Genomic DNA, 15,383 nt, shown 5'->3' with positions numbered 1-15,383 from the left:
CCCGGGCCGGGCCGGACCATTCGGGGTCGGGGAGCCCGTCAGGACGGCAGTTCCCGGGCGCTGACCCGGTGGGCCGGTTCCTGGCCGCCCCCGCTCGCCAGCATGCGGACCTCGCCGCGGTCGCTGATCTCCGCCCGGACGATGCCGGTCTCGTCGGCGTAGACGGGGTGGCCGCCGGGCCCCTTCTGCCCGGTGTCGGACACCTCCACGACGTCCTGCCCGGCTTCGGGCCCTTCCTCGAAGACCAGCTCGTACCTCTGCGTCTGCATCCTGTCCCATCCGTTCTCGGTCGGGGCCGGGGCCCACGGCCATGCTCCGTCGCGCCCGGCCGGCGCGCATCTTGCGGGCGGCCGGGCGGAGGTCCGACGTCGCGGGGTCCCACATCCGAGGTCCGGAATCCGAGGTCCGGGTTCGAAGGGACGAGACGGGCAGGTGAGGGCGTGCCCGAGCCGGCCGTCGGCCGCGCAGGCGCTCCCCTACGGAGTGTGCCGGGCAGCGGGGGCCGGGCAGCGGCCCGAGGAAGGGCCGGGGGTCAGGTAGCGGACAGCCTGGACGCGGGCCGCTGACTGGCCGCCTCCCAGGGCGGGGGCGCGGCCAGTTCCGTCCACGCGGCCAGTGCCTCGGCGTCCACCAGGAGGATGCCGCAGTTGTCCGCGTACTCGGCGGCGGGTGCGGTGAAGGAACTGGTGGTCACGACGATCGCCACGTCGGCCTCGTGGACGGCGAAGCAGGTGCCGCCGAAGCGCTGGAGGTCCTGCGAACCGACCCGGTTGGTGTCGGCGTAGTGCTTGCACTGCAGGACGATGCGCCGTCCGTCCGGGGTCGTCGCGATCACGTCGGCGCCCAGGTCGCCGGCGCCGCCGACCACCTCGACCGGCGTGCAGCCGTCCCGCGCGCACAGTGCGGCGATCGTGTGCTCGAAGCCGTCGGCGTCGACCGCGGCGTGGTCCAGGGCGTCCGGGCCGACGTCCGGCACGGGAGGCTCCGCCTCCCACCCGGTGTCCCACGCCGCGTCCGGCACCGGGGCGGGGACGGGGACGGGCCCTACGGCGGAGCGGCGCCGGACGGGCGAGACGCTCCACTTGGCGAGCGCCACCCCGATCGCCAGGACCACCGCCGTGGCCACGGGGACCACCGGCACCCCCGTGTCGGCCGCGCCCGCGGCTCTGAGGAAGACGGCGAGGCCCCCCACGCATATCGCCGCGAGTCCCACGACCAGCACCACGTCGCGCCCGATCGGCGCGGCCGCGCGCCGCCCGGGCGTCCTGCCCTCTTCCCCCGATGACGTCATGCGGGAGCCCTCCCTGTGATCGTTCGAAAGCGCCGCGGTCCCGAACCCCCTGACGGGTTCGGGACCGCGGCGCACACGTGCGGTGCGGGTCACGTCACCGCTTGAAAACGTCCTTGATCTTCTCCTTGGCCTGCCGGGCGTCGCCCTTCGCCCGCTCGGCGCGGCCCTCGGCCGTCAGCCGCTCGTTTCCCACCAGGCGGCCGGCCGCCTCCTTGAGCTTGCCCATGGCCTGTTCGGCCCTGGCGCGGCCCTTCTCGTTGTCCGACACGCTCATCACTCCCTGCGGGACGGGGAACTGCCTTCGTGTCCTCGTCTGACCCGGATGGCCCTTCCCAAACGTGGCGGCGCCGGTCAGCGGGCCGCCGGGGGCCCGCCGAAGAGCTCGGCCATGTGCCGCTGGAGGGTCATCACGTCCGTCACTGTGTACAGGCCCTGCCCGGGGCCGGGCTCCCCGCCCAGCGGCCCCTCCCCGTGGGCCGCCGCCACCGCCCTGACCTGGCCGGCGGGGTCCGGCAGGTAGGTGAGGCCGTCGACGCCGAAGCGGGCGCGGCCGCCGGGCCGCGCCGCCCGTCCGCCCGCCAGCTCGGCGGGGGTGGGCGGCTGGGCGAAGGTGCCGGCGTAGAACTCGATGAGCGGGGTCTCGTTGAGCCCGTCCACCCGCCACACGTACGCGGCGTGGAAGCGCCCGCCCAGCTCGACGGAGAGCACGTCTCCGGGACGCAGGAAGGTGAGGGAGCGGGGCGAGGCCGGCTTCCGGGTCAGCGGGGCCGGCGCCGAGCGCAGCAGCTCCTTGATCTCCCGGGACTGGCGCTCGAAGGCGTCGGAGAGGACCACGTCGCGGTTGAGCTCGTCCACCGCGGCAACGGCCTGCGCGGTGAGGTCCGCGTCCTGGAAGCCGTACTTGTGGAGGAGGGTGGCGAGGGCGACCTTGGCGACGTTGCGCAGGGCCGGGCTCGCGTCGTCGGAGTCGAGGAGGCAGCGCCAGCGGGTCAGCACGGGGCCGATCACGGCGTGGGCGACCTCCTCGTGCGAGGCGCCGGGCAGGTGCATCTGCCACCGCACCCAGCGCGCCAACTCCTCGTCCATGGCCCGGACGTGTCCCCGCGCCGCCAACTTGTCCAACACCTGCTGATGCCTCATGCCGCTCCCTCGCGCCCCACCCGGTCCGACAGGGGCCAGGTTAGGCGAGTGCCGGGCGGGCCCTCACGCCCGGCGGCACACCCCGGGCGGGGGCGGGGGAACGCCTGTGGTGCCGGCCCCGTCGGGGAGGCCGGCACCACGGGGCGCCGGAGCGGGCCTCGGACGAGCCCGGCCCCAGCACTAGAGCACGCGCCCGCCGTACGGACCGCCGAGGCCGTAGTAGGTGTCCAGCTGGTCGCGGTAGCCGGGGTCGTTCAGGTGCGCCTCCCGGTGGAATTCGGGGGCGTCCTTGATCTGCTCCTTCGTGCGGTCGACGTAGACCTTCTGCTCGGTCGCGTCGACCCTGACGACCGTGTTCGCCGGCAGCAGGACTTCCTTGCCGAAGATCCACACGCCGGTGTCCACCACCAGGTAGGCGTCGCCCGCCTCGTCGGAGTGCTTGTCGACCTTGCCGATGGCGCCGTCGGTCGCCTCGACCTTGTAGCCGATCAGGTCGGCGCCCACCATGTGGCCCGTGGTCGGCTGGTAGTTCCACCCGTTCTCGGTCACGTGAACACAACTCCTCTGGTAGGGAAGGCGGGGAAGAGGTGGGAAAGGCTGGGAAGGGACAGCCGGTCCCCCGCGTGCCGGGCCCGGCGGACGGGAGCCCGGTCAGGCCGGGGGAACGCCGAACGGCATGCCGGAGAGGTAGTGGGTGCCCAGCACCTCCCGGTAGCCCGCGTCCGCGAGGTGCTGGTCGCGGTCGAACTCGGGAGCGGCCTTGACCTGGTCCTTCGTCCGGTCCACGAACACCTTCCGCGCCGCGTGGTCGATGCGGGTCACCACACCGGCCGGCAGGAGGACCTCCTTGCCCAGGATCCACACGCCGGTGTCGACGACCAGGTAGGCGTCGGTGACCTCGTCGGAGTGCTTGTCGACCTTGCCGATGCCGCCGTCGAGCGCCTCGACCTTGTATCCGGTCAGTTCGGCCGCCAGGTAGTCCACGCCGGCGCGGTAGGACCACACGTTCTCCGTCATGCGAAACAACTCCCTCGATCGGGACCGCGGTCCCGCCGTCCACCGTGCGCCGGGGGCGGCGGCACCTCCGTCGACGGCGCGCCTGCCCCGCACCCCGCCCCTCAACCTGATCCGCATGGCCGGGGCCGGTCAGGGCAGGTGCGGGGGGACATGAGCGGTGGAGCGACGGACGGCGGCGGCATGCGAAGTGTGGGCGTGGAAGAAGAGCTGCTCCTGGTCGACGCGGAGAGCGGCGAGCCGCGGGCCCGCGCGGGAGCGGTGCTGGCCGCCGCGGACCGCTCCGCCCGGCGGGCGCCGGAGAGCGGTGACGGCGAGGCCCCGGGCCACACCTTCGAGAAGGAGCTCCAGAAGGAGCAGCTGGAGTTCGCCACGAAGCCGGTGACGGAGATGGGCGAGCTGCTGGAGGAGATCGTCCGGTGGCGGGCTGAGGCCGCCCGCCACGCGGCCTCAGCGGATACCCGGGTCGCCGCCCTCGCCACGTCGCCGCTGCCCGTCCGCCCCTCGCTCAGCAACGGCAAGCGCTACCAGTGGCTCGCGGAGCAGTTCGGGCTGACGGTTCAGGAGCAGCTGACGGGCGGCTGCCACGTCCATGTGTCGGTCGAGTCGGACGAGGAGGGTGTGGCGGTACTGGACCGGATCCGGCCGTGGCTCGCCGTCCTGACGGCGATGAGCGCCAACTCGCCGTTCTGGCAGGGACAGGACAGCGGGTACGCGAGCTACCGCAGCCGGGTGTGGAACCGGCTGCCGTCGGCCGGCCCGATGGACGTCTTCGGCTCCGCCGACCACTACCACGAGCAGGTCGGCGCCATGCTCGCGACGGGCGTGCTCCGCGACGAGGCCATGATGTACTTCGACGCCCGTCTGTCGGCCACCTACCCCACGGTCGAGGTCAGGGTCGCGGACGTCTGCCTGGAGGCGTGGACCCCCGTCCTGCTGGCCGCCCTCGTACGCGGGCTCGTCGAGACCGCCGCGCGGCAGTGGCGGGCCGGCGAGCCCCCGGCCCGGATCGGCACCGGCCTGCTGCGCCTCGCCTCCTGGCGCGCCGGCCGCTCCGGCCTGGACGGCCCGCTCATCGACCCGGTGTCCATGCGCGAGACGTCCGCCGCCGGAGCGGTCCAGGCCCTGTACGCGCACGTGCGCGAAGCGCTGGTGGACCACGGCGACGACGCACTCGTCCGCGAGGGCATCGCCCGACTGACGGAGCGGGGCAACGGAGCCCGCATCCAGCGCGAACTGCTGCGCACCGGCGGCGACCTGGCCGCGGTGGTCACCCACTGCGCACGGATCACCGCCGGGGCCCGTTGAGGAAAAGCGTGCTCCGCCCGTTTGGGCTCCCGGAGAGCGGCCATACGCGCCGTACCGGGAGTCCGCGGCGGTGAGCGGCGCGGGATCCCGAGCGGGCCCGAGTCGCGTGGTGGCAATCCCCCCGCCACCACGCGGCCGGGGCTCCGTCCGCACGATGCACTGCCGTCCGGAGCCGCACGGCAACCGGCGGTCGTGGCCCGGCGCTCTTCCCGGCCGGGTCGACGGAGGTCGGCACTCCCCCGGCACCCGGCGCTTGAGCAGCCGGGCCCGGGCACGGCTGCGGACGGCAGGCAGGCGCACGTTTCCCCGCGCGGGGAAACCGAGCCCCCTCTTCCGGAACGGGCCGAATGCGCCGAACAGGACGAATGCGCCGAACGCGCGCGCCATCGCGGTTGAGCAGACGGATGCGGCCGCCACGGAGGGTACGGATCGGACGCCGTCCCCGCCGGGGTCGCGCGGTCAGCGGCCTTCCGCGACGGGCGCCGGCCACGGGGCCCCGCCCAGTGCCAGGAGCACCTCGATGCGCTTGCCGCCCTGCGGCGCGGGCACGACCGCCACGCTCCGCGCCAGACGGCGGATCAGCGGCCATCCGAAGCCGCCCGGGAAGGCGGCCCCGGGCTGCCGGTCCACCACGACCGGGAAGGCGTCACTGGCGTCGGCGATGACGAGGCGCAGCCCGTCCGCGGACACGGTGGCGCTGAACCCGGTGATCCCCCCGCCGTGCCGGATGGCGTTCGTCGCGAGCTCCGAGGTCACCAGCAGCGCGTCGGTCAGGACGTCCGCGCCGGACCCCGGGTCGGACGACCCGATCCCAGCCGTCTCGATGAGCGAACGCACACGGTCCCGCGCCTGCCTGGCGGTCCGCGGAACCGAGGGCGTGGGCTCGTTCTCCACTTGTCGCACCTTCACTTCCTCACGGTTCTCGTCACGGCCGGACCGTTCCCGCCTGCCCCGTGACCGCCCGGGCAATCACGAGGGCAAACACGGCGGCCGTCCGTACCGGTGCCGGTTCAGCGCCGCCGGGGCGGTACGGCCACCACCACCGCCTCGGCCACGGTGGGCGCGGTGACGAAGGCCCGGTCCGCGCCGGTGACTTCGAGCAGCCGCGCGAGCCGGCCGGGGACCTCCCCCGCCAGCACCACCGGCCGGTCCAGCGCGGGCTGAAGCATGATGCTGAGCGCGGTCGAGTCCGCGAAGGTCACCCCTGAGACGTCCAGGACGAACCGGGTGACTCCCGCCGCCTCGGGGTCGAGCGCCGTCCGCAGGGCTTCCACGCCGTCCATGTCGAACTCGCCCGCCATCACGACGATGCGCACGTCGCCCTCGGACCGCGTCTCGACGCGGTTGCGCGCGTCGGCGTTGTGCGTGTCCATGTTCCCCACCTTTTCTTTCCGTGCTGTCAGAAGGACCGCGGCAGCTTCACCACGGTGACGAAGAAGTCGTCGATCTGCTGGATCGCCCGGATGAACTGGTCGAGGTCCACCGGCTTCGTCACGTACGCGTTGGCGTGCAGCTTGTAGCTGCGCAGGATGTCCTCCTCGGCCGCCGAGGTCGTGAGCACGACGACGGGGATGTGGCTCAGCTCGGGATCGGTCTTGATCTGTTCCAGGACCTGCCGGCCGTCGTACTTGGGCAGGTTCAGGTCGAGGAGGATCAGGTCGGGACGCGGGGCGTTGGCGTGGTCGCCGCGGCGGTAGAGGAAGTCCAGGGCTTCCAGACCGTCCCGCACGACGTGCAGCGTGTTCCCGATCCGGTTGTCCTCGAAGGCCTCGCGCGTCATCAGCTCGTCGCCCGCGTCGTCCTCGACGAGCAGGACTTCCGCGGGCTGTGCCTGGGGGCCGGTGGGCATGGTCATGGGGTGTTTCCTTCCGCGGCCGCGGGTTCGGCGCTCTGGGGTGAGGAGGGGGTCCGGGCCGGGACGACCGCCGGCGCGGAGACGGAGGCGGGCGCGGCACCGGAGCCCGCGTCGGGACGGGATGCTTCCGCCTCGGAACGGGATCCGTCCACGGGGGAACGGGATCGGTCAGCGGCGGTCACGGGCAGGGTGAAGAGCAGCCTCGCGCCCTCCGTGTGGTCGGTGTCGATCCAGATGCGTCCGCCCGAGTGCTCGACGATCTTCTTGCAGAGCGAGAGGCCGATGCCGGTGCCTCCGTACGCCTCCCGGCCGTGCAGCCGCTGGAAGATGACGAACACCTTCTCGGCGAACTCGGGGGCGATGCCGATCCCGTTGTCCGTGACGCTGAAGGTGTGGAAGCCGGGGTCCGCCCCAGTGTCGGTCACGAGGCCGATCTCGACGCGCGGCGCCCGCCCCGGGGCCCGGAACTTGACCGCGTTGGCCACGAGGTTCTGCCAGAGCATGGTCAGGAGGGTGGGGTCGCCCTCCACCTCCGGCAGGCCGTCCGGCCGCACGACCTCCGCCTCGCTCTCCTCCACGGCGGCGGCGAGGTTGCGCAGGGCCCGGTCGACCGTGCCGTCGAGGGCGACGGTCTCCCTGGCGTCCTGCACGCGGCCCACCCGGGAGAAGGTGAGGAGGTCGTTGATGAGCACCTGCATCCGCTTGGCCCCGTCGACCGCGAAGCCGATGTACTGGGCTCCGCGCTCGTCGAGGCTGTCGCCGTAACGCTTCTCCAGCAGCTGGCAGAAGGAGGCGACCTTGCGCAGGGGCTCCTGGAGGTCGTGCGACGCCACGTACGCGAACTGCTCCAGCTCGGCGTTCGAGCGGCGCAGCTCCACCGCCTGCGCGTCGAGGTCCGCGGCCGAGCGCTCCAGCTCCGCGGCGTTGCGCCGGGAGGCCGCCAGTTCCTCGACGGTACGGCGGCGCATGGCCTCCACGGCCCGGGAGAGCGAGCGCAGGTCGGAGGGGCCGCGCTCGGGGATCTCCTCGTCGAAGGCGCCGCCGGCGACCCGGCGGGAGGCGGCCCGCACCGCGCCCAGCGGGCGTACGACGCCCACGTGGAGCACGATCGCGAGGCAGCCCGCGGTCAGCAGGAAGGCCACGGCGACGGCCAGGAAGATGTGGTCGCGCTCGGAGCGGGCCTGCCCGAAGGTCGCGCGCGCGTCGGCCTGGATGCGGCCCAGCCGCTCCTGCTGCGCGTCGATGCGCCGGCGCACCTCGTCGAAGCGGTCCTTGCCCTCCTGGACGGAGGGGGCGGGGCCGCCGTCCCGTACCGAGGCGATGGCGGGGGTCGCGAAGGCGTCCCGCCAGCCTCGGGCGGCGTCCTTCACGGCCCGGACGTCGGCCTGGGCGTCGTCCTCGCCGTCGAGCAGCATGTCCAGCCGCTTGAGCGCCCCGAACTCGTTCGCCCGGCCGCGTTCGTACGGTTCCAGCAGCGCGGGCTGGCCGGTCAGGAGGTAGCCGCGGATTCCGGTCTCCTGGTCCAGCAGGGCCGCCTCCAGGCGGAGGGCGTCCCGCTGGGCCGGAGCGATCCCGTCGACCAGGCGGTCGCCCGCCGCGGTGGTGTTCGCCAGCAGCGCCGCTCCCACGCCGGCCGTGGTGAGGACCATGGCCGCGAGCAGGGCGAGCGCGGTCATGAACCAGGCCTGCACGCTCAGTCCGCGGAGACGGACGGCGGCGCGGGTGGCACGGGTGGGAGGGGCGGCGGGGCCGGGAGGAGCGGCGGCGGGGTCTGCGTGTTCGGGGGCGCTCACGAGGAGGTGTTCCATTCGAGGTGGAGTACGGCGACGTCGTCGGCCAGCCCGCCCCAGTCCGCGGCCAGGCTCTGGGCGGTGTGGATCAGGGTGTCGACGAACTGTTCGGCGGGCAGGTCGGCGTGCCGGCGGGCGATGTCGAGCAGTCCCTGCTCGTCGAGGCGTTCCGAACCGGGACCGGTGCGCCCTTCGATCAGCCCGTCGGTGAAGAGCATCAGGGCCCCGGACGGCTCCATCGGTATCTGGGTCACGGGCCAGGTGGAGTCCCAGTCCGGCACGATCCCCAGCGCGGGACCGCCCGCGACCGCCTCCATCCGGACCCCCTTCGAGGACCGCACCAGGAAGCCGGGATGGCCGGCGCGCTGTACGGCGACGCCGCTGTCGCCCGGCGGACGGGTGACCGCGATGAGGGTGGCGAAGATCTCGGGCCCGGAACGCTCGGCCACCAGGATCTTCTCCAGGAGGTCGAGCAGCGCCTGGCCGCGGGCTCCGGCCATGACGAACGCCCGCCACGCCACACGGAGGCAGACTCCGAGGGCCGCCTCGTCCGGTCCGTGCCCGGAGACGTCCCCGACGACGGCGTGCGTGGCCCCGTCGGGGGTCTGGACGACGTCGTAGAAGTCGCCGCCCAGAAGGGCCTGGGCGCGGCCGGGCCGGTAGCGGGCGCAGACCGAGACGGTGTCGTCCAGCAGGAGCGGTGTCGGCAGGAGGCCGCGTTCGAGGCGGGCGTTCTCCTCCGCGCGCAGCCGGCCCGTCTGGAGGGCCGCGGCGGCGAGCTCGGTCTGCTTTCGCTGCATTGCGTACCGGATGGCGCGCATGAAGCCGTCGGCTTCGAGGCGGCCCTTCACCAGGTAGTCCTGGGCTCCGGCCGCGACGGCGGCGAGGCCGGCCTGCTCCTCGGAGAGCCCGGTGAGGACGACGACGGCGGCTTCCGCGGACCTGGCCAGCACCTTGTTGAGGGCGTCGAGACCCTGGGCGTCGGGCAGGTGCAGGTCCAGCAGGACGCACTGCGGCGCCTCCGCGTCCAGCTGCGCCAGCGCGTGGGCGAGGGTGCGGGCCCGGCCGAGTCGGACGTCGACCCCGCTGTCCTCCACGAGCGCCTCGACCAGGAGGGCGTCGCCCTCGTCGTCCTCGATGAGGAGGACGTGGGGCGGCCGGTTGCTCCACAGCGTCTCGAAGCGGTCCTGTTCGACCGTGGAGGCCTGCCGGGGCGGGGATGCCGCCAGCTGTCCCGAGGTGTCGGCGGGGTGCTGCGACCCCAGGCCGAGAGCGCTCCCCATGGTGTTCGTTTCCCTTCTCACACGAGAGAGCGGGCGCCTGTCGGGCACCTGGTTCGTCCGGGGTGAGCTTAGAGTGATCATTTGCCGTTGGGCAATATTTTAACTGGTCAATTGTCCTTGCCGACCACCGAGGGGCCCTCGCGTGCGTCCGCGGCCGTCGCCGGGCCGGGCGCGAACCGTGCGTCCGCCGCGTCCCGGAAGCCGCGCAGGCCCACGACCAGGGCCTCGACGGCCGCGGGCTCCATCCGGTCGAGCACCGCCGCCATCTCCAGCAGGCGGATCGACCGCTGCTCCTCCAGCAGCGCCCTGCCCTGCGGGGTCAGGCGCAGCTCGACCTCGCGCCGGCTGGTCCGGCTGGGCATCCGCTCCACGAGGCCCATGGCCGCCATCCTGTCGCACAGCCGGGTGACCGAGGGCGGCCGGGAGCCGAGCACGGCGCCGAGGGTCCGCAGGTTGATCCCCTCGGCCGTCTCGACGACGAGGAGCGCCCGCAGCTGCGAGGGGGACACCGCCGCCCCCGCGGCGTCCTGGCCCCGGGCCCGCAGCACCTCCAGCAGCTCCACGGCGGCGCTGACGGCCGCGGAGGGATGCCCCTCCGCGCCGTTTCGACCGCTGCGAGGCGCCATACGGCCCACTGTGCCATCGCGGAGCGGTGCTGTCGCACCCGCCCCCTCCCCCGTTCCGTCCGTCGGGCGACCCTCGGGTGGGCTACGGGAGCGGGGCCCCCTCCTCCGGACGGCCGTGCCAGTCCAGGCAGACGACCATGGCGTCGTCGGCCGCCTCGATGCGCCCGCGGTGCCCGGTGAGCTCCTCCAGGACCGCGCGCGGCACCTGCGCGGGAGGAAGGAGCCGGGTGTTCGCGATGGCCCGGCCGAGGGCGTGCAGGCTGTACGGCTCCCCGCCGGGCGAGGTGACGTCGTAGACCCCGTCGCTCAGGAAGAAGAGCCGGTCCCCCGGCAGGACCCGGAAGCGCTGGCAGGTGTAGACGCTGTCCTCGAACATGCCGAGCGGGAGCTGGGCCTCCAGCTCGACCGGCTCCACCACGCCCTGCCGGAGCCGCCAGACCCGCGGCGATCCGGCGTCGATGATCTCGACCTCGCCGGTACGCAGGCAGAAGCGCATGAGGAGCATGGCGAGGTACTGCCGGCCCTGGTACTGGCCGTAGACGGCCTGGTCGGCCAGGCTGGCCTGGTCCACCAGGCCCAGGCCGCCCCGGCGGGCGTTGCGCAGGGCGCTGACGGCGAGGTTGGTCAGCAGGGCCGCGTCGATGCCCTCGCCCATGCCGTTGTTCACGGTCAGCGTCAGGTGGTCGGCGGAGGTCGACCAGTCGAAGCTGTCCCCGAAGATGGCGTACGCGGGCTCCAGCTGGCCTCCCAGGTCGTACTCGGGCCGGGAGCAGGACCGGCCCGGAAGCAGCTGCCACTGCATCTCCGCGGCCAGCGTGAGCCGGGTGGCCCGCCGGGCCCGGAGGAAGACGTCGGTGTCGCGCTCGGCGACCAGGATCTCGTGGGCCAGGGCGTCGGCCACGTCCTGGAGCTCGCCGAGGAGTCCGAGGGCGGGGGCGTCCGCCGCGAAGCGCGCGCTCAGGACGGCGAGACGGTCACCGCGCACGCTGACCGGCAGGTGGACGGCGGCGCCGGCGGCGTCGGCGACCACGTAGGCCTCCTGGGCGCCGAAGGCCCGGCCGGGGTCGCTGCCGTGCACGGGCAGCGGTTCGGCGGTGTCGGGGAGGTCCGTCACCGGCTGGAGCCTGGTCATGGCGTAGTCCGCCATCAGCAGCTCGACGCGGCGGGCGCCGTACTCCCGCGTGAACACGTCCCGGACCTCGTCGAACAGCTCGTGCGGCGCGGCGTTCCGCAGAATGCGCTCCACGCCCTCGTGTCTGGACACCGGCCTGGGTCCTGCCTCTCTCGAAACTGTCACTATGGGGGTGCCACGAAGCCGCCGCCCCGATGGTCGAGCGGCTCGTACATCCGGTAGGGAGTGTCACATGCGTCAGAGCCCGATCCGCTCCCCCCGTCCCGCGGTGTCCGCGGTCGTGGAGGTCAGCGAGCTGATCGAGCTGCTGGAGGTCGTCTGGGAGCGGGGCCGGGACACGGTGTGCGCGCCGCCGGTCTCGCCGGCGCAGGCCCGGGTCCTCTTCATCGTCGAGAAGAACGACGAGATCAACCTGAGCGCGCTGGGGAGGCTGCTGGGGGCGGCTCCGCCCTCGGTCACCCGGCTGTGCGACCGGCTCCAGGCGGTCGGCTTCCTGGAGCGGGCGCCGAGTCCCACCGACCGTCGCGAGCACCAGTTGCACCTGACCCCGCAGGGCCGGACGTACCTCGCGGACCTGCGGGCCCGCAGGGAGGAGGCGCTGACGGTGGCGATGGCCGCGATGCCGGCCGCCTCCCGTGCCGCGCTGGCGGTGGGGCTGGCGGACCTCCGCGAGGCGGTGGGCGGGCCGCTGCGCCTGCCGGAGCCGCAGAGCGCGCGGCCCCGGACCGCCTGAGCGGATCCGGGGCCCACGGGCTCGTACGGGCGTGCGGTGCGGCGGCGCTCCGGGGGTGCCGCCCCGGAGCGCAGGCCGGGTGGGGCGTCAGCCGTTGGGGACGGTGTCCTGGAAGGTGGTGCCCGCGGTGCGGTAGGCGCCGACCCTGGCCGCGACCTGGGCGGGGGTGAGGACCCGGTCCTTGACGTGCAGGACGTAGTCCACCTTCTGGTCGTAGGCGCGGGGCGTGGAGCCGGGCTGTCCGTTGAGGTCGATCAGCCACTGGTTGAAGTTGATCGACATGGGGCGCTCGGGGAGGTAGCGGGCGTCGTGGGTCCCGAAGACCTGGCCGTCGACGTAGTAGGTGAGGGTGTTGTCGTCGATGGTCAGGACGAGGTCGTGCCAGCCGGCGTAGCTGGTGCGTGCCTCGGAGTGCTGGTTGACGGCCTCCCACGGGTCGGGGCGGTAGGTCTCCCACGAGGTGGCGTACAGGATGTTGGCCGGCTCGCCCCAGCCGCCGTTGGGGAGGTACTCGAAGTCGTACTCGGCGTAGTCGTCGGCCATGGGGGCCTTGAGGTCGTTGATGGTGAAGAAGGTCTGGACGAGGTGGTCGCCGTCCGGGCCGTGGGTGGGGGCGTCGGAGAACTTCACCCGGGCCGCGTAGGTGCCGTTCTTGAACTTCGTCGCCCGGGTGAGGATCTCGGTGTGCTTGGTGCTCTGGCCGGAGCCGGCGGTGGAGGTCTCCAGGTTCATGACGGAGTTGCCGGACTCCAGCCCGAAGGTGACGTTCTCGGGGGCCCAGGTGGCTCCGGGGACCCCCGGTCCGCCCGCGTTGGAGCGCACGCTCCAGCCGTGCGCGGTGATGGCCGGGTCGGTGTGGGAGGCGTAGTTGAAGTCGTCGAAGAGGGCGGCTCCGGCCGGCCCGGGGTCGGTCGGTGACGGTGTGGGGCCGGTCGGCGTGGGGTCGGGGGTGTTGCCGCCGGGCGCGGTGCCCCAGACGGTGGCGGCGCCCAGCTTCGCAGTGACCTTCGCGAAGTCCCCGTACGCCGTGCGGGAGGCGTCGAAGGAGTAGTCGTCGGACTGGTTCAGGGCCTGCCAGTCGGCGCGGTGGAAGCGCAGCTGCATGTCGCCGGTGTCGGCTCCGGGTGCGAGGGTGCCCGCCCCGCCGGTGAAGGAGATCTCCAGGTAGCGGTCGGCGGTGGCCGTGGGGTTCGCCAGGGTGCCGAAGGTGCCGGTGATGTGGGCGCAGCCCCTGACGGCCCAGGAGCAGGCGAAGCGGTACTGGGTGGTGGCGGCGTCGGCCTTGAAGTAGTAGCGGAGCTTGACCTGGCTCAGCGGGACGGCGGCGGTGCCGTTGTTGACCACCTTCAGCCAGGGCTCGACCTGGTCGGCGGTGGCTCCGCCGGCGCTGGTGCGGTACTGGACCTTGACGGATTCGGCGGCCGCGCTGGCGGGCAGGGCGGTCAGGGCGGTCAGGGCGGCCGAGCCGAGGCCGGCGGTGAGGGCGAGTGCCAGGGCTGCGGTCGTGCGGCGGTTCGGGGTTCGCATGGTGCGTTCCTCTCGGGGTGGGGGGATCACGGGGCGGGGACGGTGTGCGGGGTGCGGCCGCGCACGCCGAGGGCGGCGAGCCGGGTCCGGTGCCGGTCGAGCCGGTGCAGGAAGTCCGGCCAGTCGCGGTGCGTCGACCAGGCGGTCTCCGCGAGGGCGCAGAGCCGGGGGAAGGCCAGGTATTCGAGCTGTGCGGGGGTGCTCGCGTACTCGGTCCACAGCTGGGCCTGGGTGCCCAGGACGTGCCGGACCGCCTCGGGTTCCCAGTGGGCGGGGGCGGGGTCGTTGTCGTAGGCGGCCCGCAGGTCGAGGACGCCGTCCTGGCCGCGGGGCTCGCCGGGGTCGGCGGACTGCGGGTAGTCCAGGTAGGTGGAGCGGAACGGCGCCATGATCACGTCGTGGCCGCGCAGGGCGGCGCGGCGGCCGTGCTCGGGGTCGCGCCAGGGCAGCACGGTGAAGGGGGCGGGGAGTTCCGTTCCGGTGTCGGACCAGGCGAGGGGGCGGCGGCCGAGCGACGTGAGGTGGGCGGCGACCGTCCGCATGAACCAGCCGTGCAGGGCGGCCGGTCCGGGCAGTCCCTCCGCGGCGGCCCGGGCCCCGGCGGCCGGCGACGCCCGCCATTCGGTCAGGGGGCACTCGTCGCCGCCGAGGTGCACGTACGGCGCGGGGAAGACGTCGGTCACCTCGTCCAGGACGGTGCGGCAGAAGTCGAGGACCGCGTCGTGGACGCCGAAGACGTTCTCGCAGACGCCCCACCGCGTCCAGGGCTGCAGCCGGGTTCCCGGGCTGTTGCCGAGGTGCGGGTAGGCGGCGAGGGCGGCGCGGGCGTGGCCGGGCATCTCGATCTCGGGGACCACCGCCACCCCGCGCCGGGCGGCGTACGCGACGAGTGCGACGAGTTCCGCGCGACTGTACGAGCCCTCGTGGGGAAGGCCGTTCCCGTCGCTCTCGGCGCGTCGGCCGCCGACCTCGGTGAGCCGGGGGTAGGCGGGCACCGGCATCCGCCAGCCCTGGTCGTCGGTCAGGTGGAGGTGCAGCACGTTCAGCTTGTGGAGGGCGAGCAGGTCCACGAAGCGGCGTACGTACGCCGCGGGCTGGTGGTGGCGGGCGACGTCGAGCATGGCTCCGCGCCAGCCGAACCGCGGCCGGTCGGTGATGCGCAGGCAGGGCAGGGTCCACGCGGTGCCCCTGCGGGGGCCGTCGGCGAGGGATGCGGGGGGCAGCAGCTGGCGCAGGGTCTGGACTCCGCGCAGGAGGCCTTCGGGGCGGGCCGCGCGCAGCACGACGGCCTCCGTGGAGACGGTGAGCCCGTAGCCCTCCGCTCCGAGGTCGCCCAGTGCCGGGTCGAGGAGGAAGACGATGCGGCCGTCGGGCGCCGGGGGCAGGCGGATGCCGGTGGCGGGGGCGAGCGCCTCGCGCAGCAGGGCGGCGGCGTCCTCGGCTCCGGGGCCGGCCCGCAGGGCGGTCCGGTCGTCGAGGGTGAAGCGGCCCGGCTGCACGGTCATGGAGTCGGGGCGGGGGACGAGCGGGACCTCGGGGTGGCGGGACATGGGCGGTGGGATTCCTCACCTGGTCGGGTGCCTCGTGGGTGCGGTTCCTGGCGCGGTGCTCCTCAGCCCCTGACGGCGCCGCCGGTCAGTCCCCTCGGGACCTCGAACACACCGCGGAGACTTACGACTTGACC

General features: G+C 73.8%; 17 protein-coding genes. 2 read left to right on the top strand and 15 right to left on the bottom strand.

All coding sequences use genetic code 11. The features are described 5' to 3' along the window. Positions 1 to 38: 38 nt before the first annotated feature. From ACFWU6_RS02435 to ACFWU6_RS02410, 6 genes are all read right to left on the bottom strand, one after another. Positions 39 to 269: a DUF6296 family protein gene (locus ACFWU6_RS02435; RefSeq protein ID WP_383813252.1), complete on the bottom strand. Its 231-nt coding sequence runs from the start codon at positions 267 to 269 to the stop codon at positions 39 to 41. 263 nt (positions 270 to 532) lie between these two features. Next, positions 533 to 1,291 carry a restriction endonuclease gene (locus tag ACFWU6_RS02430; protein ID WP_383977786.1) on the bottom strand — a complete coding sequence of 253 codons (759 nt, stop codon included), beginning with the start codon at positions 1,289 to 1,291 and terminating at the stop codon, positions 533 to 535. Between the two features lie 94 nt (positions 1,292 to 1,385). Continuing rightward, positions 1,386 to 1,559 (bottom strand): CsbD family protein, encoded by a 174-nt coding sequence (locus ACFWU6_RS02425; RefSeq protein ID WP_383805424.1) that lies wholly within the window; start codon positions 1,557 to 1,559, stop codon positions 1,386 to 1,388. Positions 1,560 to 1,642: 83 nt separating this feature from the next. Continuing rightward, the gene (locus tag ACFWU6_RS02420) at positions 1,643 to 2,431 is read right to left on the bottom strand and encodes a hypothetical protein (protein WP_383805422.1); all 789 of its coding nucleotides are present in this window, start codon (positions 2,429 to 2,431) and stop codon (positions 1,643 to 1,645) included. 180 nt (positions 2,432 to 2,611) lie between these two features. Then, the gene (locus tag ACFWU6_RS02415) at positions 2,612 to 2,980 is read right to left on the bottom strand and encodes a PRC-barrel domain-containing protein (protein WP_383805420.1); all 369 of its coding nucleotides are present in this window, start codon (positions 2,978 to 2,980) and stop codon (positions 2,612 to 2,614) included. A gap of 102 nt (positions 2,981 to 3,082) precedes the next feature. After that, complete coding sequence (locus tag ACFWU6_RS02410) at positions 3,083 to 3,448, bottom strand: PRC-barrel domain containing protein (protein ID WP_383805418.1); 366 nt, start codon at positions 3,446 to 3,448, stop codon at positions 3,083 to 3,085. 180 nt (positions 3,449 to 3,628) lie between these two features. Between ACFWU6_RS02410 and ACFWU6_RS02405 the strand changes: the two genes are divergently transcribed. Then, positions 3,629 to 4,753 (top strand): glutamate--cysteine ligase, encoded by a 1,125-nt coding sequence (locus ACFWU6_RS02405; protein WP_383805432.1) that lies wholly within the window; start codon positions 3,629 to 3,631, stop codon positions 4,751 to 4,753. Positions 4,754 to 5,212: 459 nt separating this feature from the next. Here ACFWU6_RS02405 and ACFWU6_RS02400 read toward each other — a convergent pair whose 3' ends face one another. From ACFWU6_RS02400 to ACFWU6_RS02370, 7 genes are all read right to left on the bottom strand, one after another. Then, a complete protein-coding gene (locus tag ACFWU6_RS02400; protein WP_383977783.1) occupies positions 5,213 to 5,647 on the bottom strand; it encodes an ATP-binding protein in 435 nt (144 codons plus the stop codon). A gap of 116 nt (positions 5,648 to 5,763) precedes the next feature. After that, entirely contained in the window at positions 5,764 to 6,126 is a 363-nt protein-coding gene (locus ACFWU6_RS02395) for an STAS domain-containing protein (RefSeq protein WP_383805414.1), read from the bottom strand. A 26-nt stretch (positions 6,127 to 6,152) separates the two neighbouring features. Beyond that, positions 6,153 to 6,602 (bottom strand): response regulator, encoded by a 450-nt coding sequence (locus tag ACFWU6_RS02390; RefSeq protein ID WP_383978037.1) that lies wholly within the window; start codon positions 6,600 to 6,602, stop codon positions 6,153 to 6,155. Positions 6,603 to 6,604: 2 nt separating this feature from the next. Next, entirely contained in the window at positions 6,605 to 8,416 is a 1,812-nt protein-coding gene (locus ACFWU6_RS02385; RefSeq protein ID WP_383977780.1) for a CHASE3 domain-containing protein, read from the bottom strand. After that, positions 8,398 to 9,681 carry a PP2C family protein-serine/threonine phosphatase gene (locus ACFWU6_RS02380; protein WP_383977776.1) on the bottom strand — a complete coding sequence of 428 codons (1,284 nt, stop codon included), beginning with the start codon at positions 9,679 to 9,681 and terminating at the stop codon, positions 8,398 to 8,400. Before ACFWU6_RS02380 ends, ACFWU6_RS02385 begins: the two co-directional genes overlap by 19 nt. Before the next feature lie 107 nt (positions 9,682 to 9,788). Continuing rightward, positions 9,789 to 10,307: a MarR family transcriptional regulator gene (locus ACFWU6_RS02375; protein WP_383977773.1), complete on the bottom strand. Its 519-nt coding sequence runs from the start codon at positions 10,305 to 10,307 to the stop codon at positions 9,789 to 9,791. 82 nt (positions 10,308 to 10,389) lie between these two features. Beyond that, the gene (locus ACFWU6_RS02370; protein WP_383805406.1) at positions 10,390 to 11,571 is read right to left on the bottom strand and encodes a PP2C family protein-serine/threonine phosphatase; all 1,182 of its coding nucleotides are present in this window, start codon (positions 11,569 to 11,571) and stop codon (positions 10,390 to 10,392) included. A gap of 100 nt (positions 11,572 to 11,671) precedes the next feature. Here ACFWU6_RS02370 and ACFWU6_RS02365 point away from each other — a divergent pair, with 100 nt between their 5' ends. Further along, positions 11,672 to 12,172, top strand: a complete 501-nt coding sequence (locus tag ACFWU6_RS02365) for a MarR family winged helix-turn-helix transcriptional regulator (RefSeq protein ID WP_383977770.1) — start codon at positions 11,672 to 11,674, stop codon at positions 12,170 to 12,172. Positions 12,173 to 12,259: 87 nt separating this feature from the next. On the opposite strand, the gene ACFWU6_RS02360 is transcribed toward ACFWU6_RS02365, so the two are convergent. After that, positions 12,260 to 13,699 (bottom strand): cellulose binding domain-containing protein, encoded by a 1,440-nt coding sequence (locus tag ACFWU6_RS02360; RefSeq protein WP_383977767.1) that lies wholly within the window; start codon positions 13,697 to 13,699, stop codon positions 12,260 to 12,262. 26 nt (positions 13,700 to 13,725) lie between these two features. After that, positions 13,726 to 15,249 carry a beta-N-acetylhexosaminidase gene (locus ACFWU6_RS02355; protein WP_383977764.1) on the bottom strand — a complete coding sequence of 508 codons (1,524 nt, stop codon included), beginning with the start codon at positions 15,247 to 15,249 and terminating at the stop codon, positions 13,726 to 13,728. Positions 15,250 to 15,383: the final 134 nt, after the last annotated feature.

The sequence above is a fragment of the Streptomyces sp. NPDC058674 genome (genome assembly GCF_042716505.1).
In the GTDB taxonomy this organism is placed as follows: domain Bacteria; phylum Actinomycetota; class Actinomycetes; order Streptomycetales; family Streptomycetaceae; genus Streptomyces.
The sequence above is the reverse complement of the archived record's forward strand: the minus strand, read 5'-3'. Positions and strand labels throughout refer to the sequence as shown.

Coding starts and splice junctions, on each gene's coding strand:
- ACFWU6_RS02435 (WP_383813252.1), bottom strand. CDS start 269: ATGCAGACGCAGAGGTACGAGCTGGTCTTCGAGGAAGGGCCCGAAGCC.
- ACFWU6_RS02430 (WP_383977786.1), bottom strand. CDS start 1,291: ATGACGTCATCGGGGGAAGAGGGCAGGACGCCCGGGCGGCGCGCGGCC.
- ACFWU6_RS02420 (WP_383805422.1), bottom strand. CDS start 2,431: ATGAGGCATCAGCAGGTGTTGGACAAGTTGGCGGCGCGGGGACACGTC.
- ACFWU6_RS02410 (WP_383805418.1), bottom strand. CDS start 3,448: ATGACGGAGAACGTGTGGTCCTACCGCGCCGGCGTGGACTACCTGGCG.
- ACFWU6_RS02405 (WP_383805432.1), top strand. CDS start 3,629: ATGCGAAGTGTGGGCGTGGAAGAAGAGCTGCTCCTGGTCGACGCGGAG.
- ACFWU6_RS02395 (WP_383805414.1), bottom strand. CDS start 6,126: ATGGACACGCACAACGCCGACGCGCGCAACCGCGTCGAGACGCGGTCC.
- ACFWU6_RS02390 (WP_383978037.1), bottom strand. CDS start 6,602: ATGCCCACCGGCCCCCAGGCACAGCCCGCGGAAGTCCTGCTCGTCGAG.
- ACFWU6_RS02385 (WP_383977780.1), bottom strand. CDS start 8,416: ATGGAACACCTCCTCGTGAGCGCCCCCGAACACGCAGACCCCGCCGCC.
- ACFWU6_RS02380 (WP_383977776.1), bottom strand. CDS start 9,681: ATGGGGAGCGCTCTCGGCCTGGGGTCGCAGCACCCCGCCGACACCTCG.
- ACFWU6_RS02375 (WP_383977773.1), bottom strand. CDS start 10,307: ATGGCGCCTCGCAGCGGTCGAAACGGCGCGGAGGGGCATCCCTCCGCG.
- ACFWU6_RS02365 (WP_383977770.1), top strand. CDS start 11,672: ATGCGTCAGAGCCCGATCCGCTCCCCCCGTCCCGCGGTGTCCGCGGTC.
- ACFWU6_RS02360 (WP_383977767.1), bottom strand. CDS start 13,699: ATGCGAACCCCGAACCGCCGCACGACCGCAGCCCTGGCACTCGCCCTC.
- ACFWU6_RS02355 (WP_383977764.1), bottom strand. CDS start 15,249: ATGTCCCGCCACCCCGAGGTCCCGCTCGTCCCCCGCCCCGACTCCATG.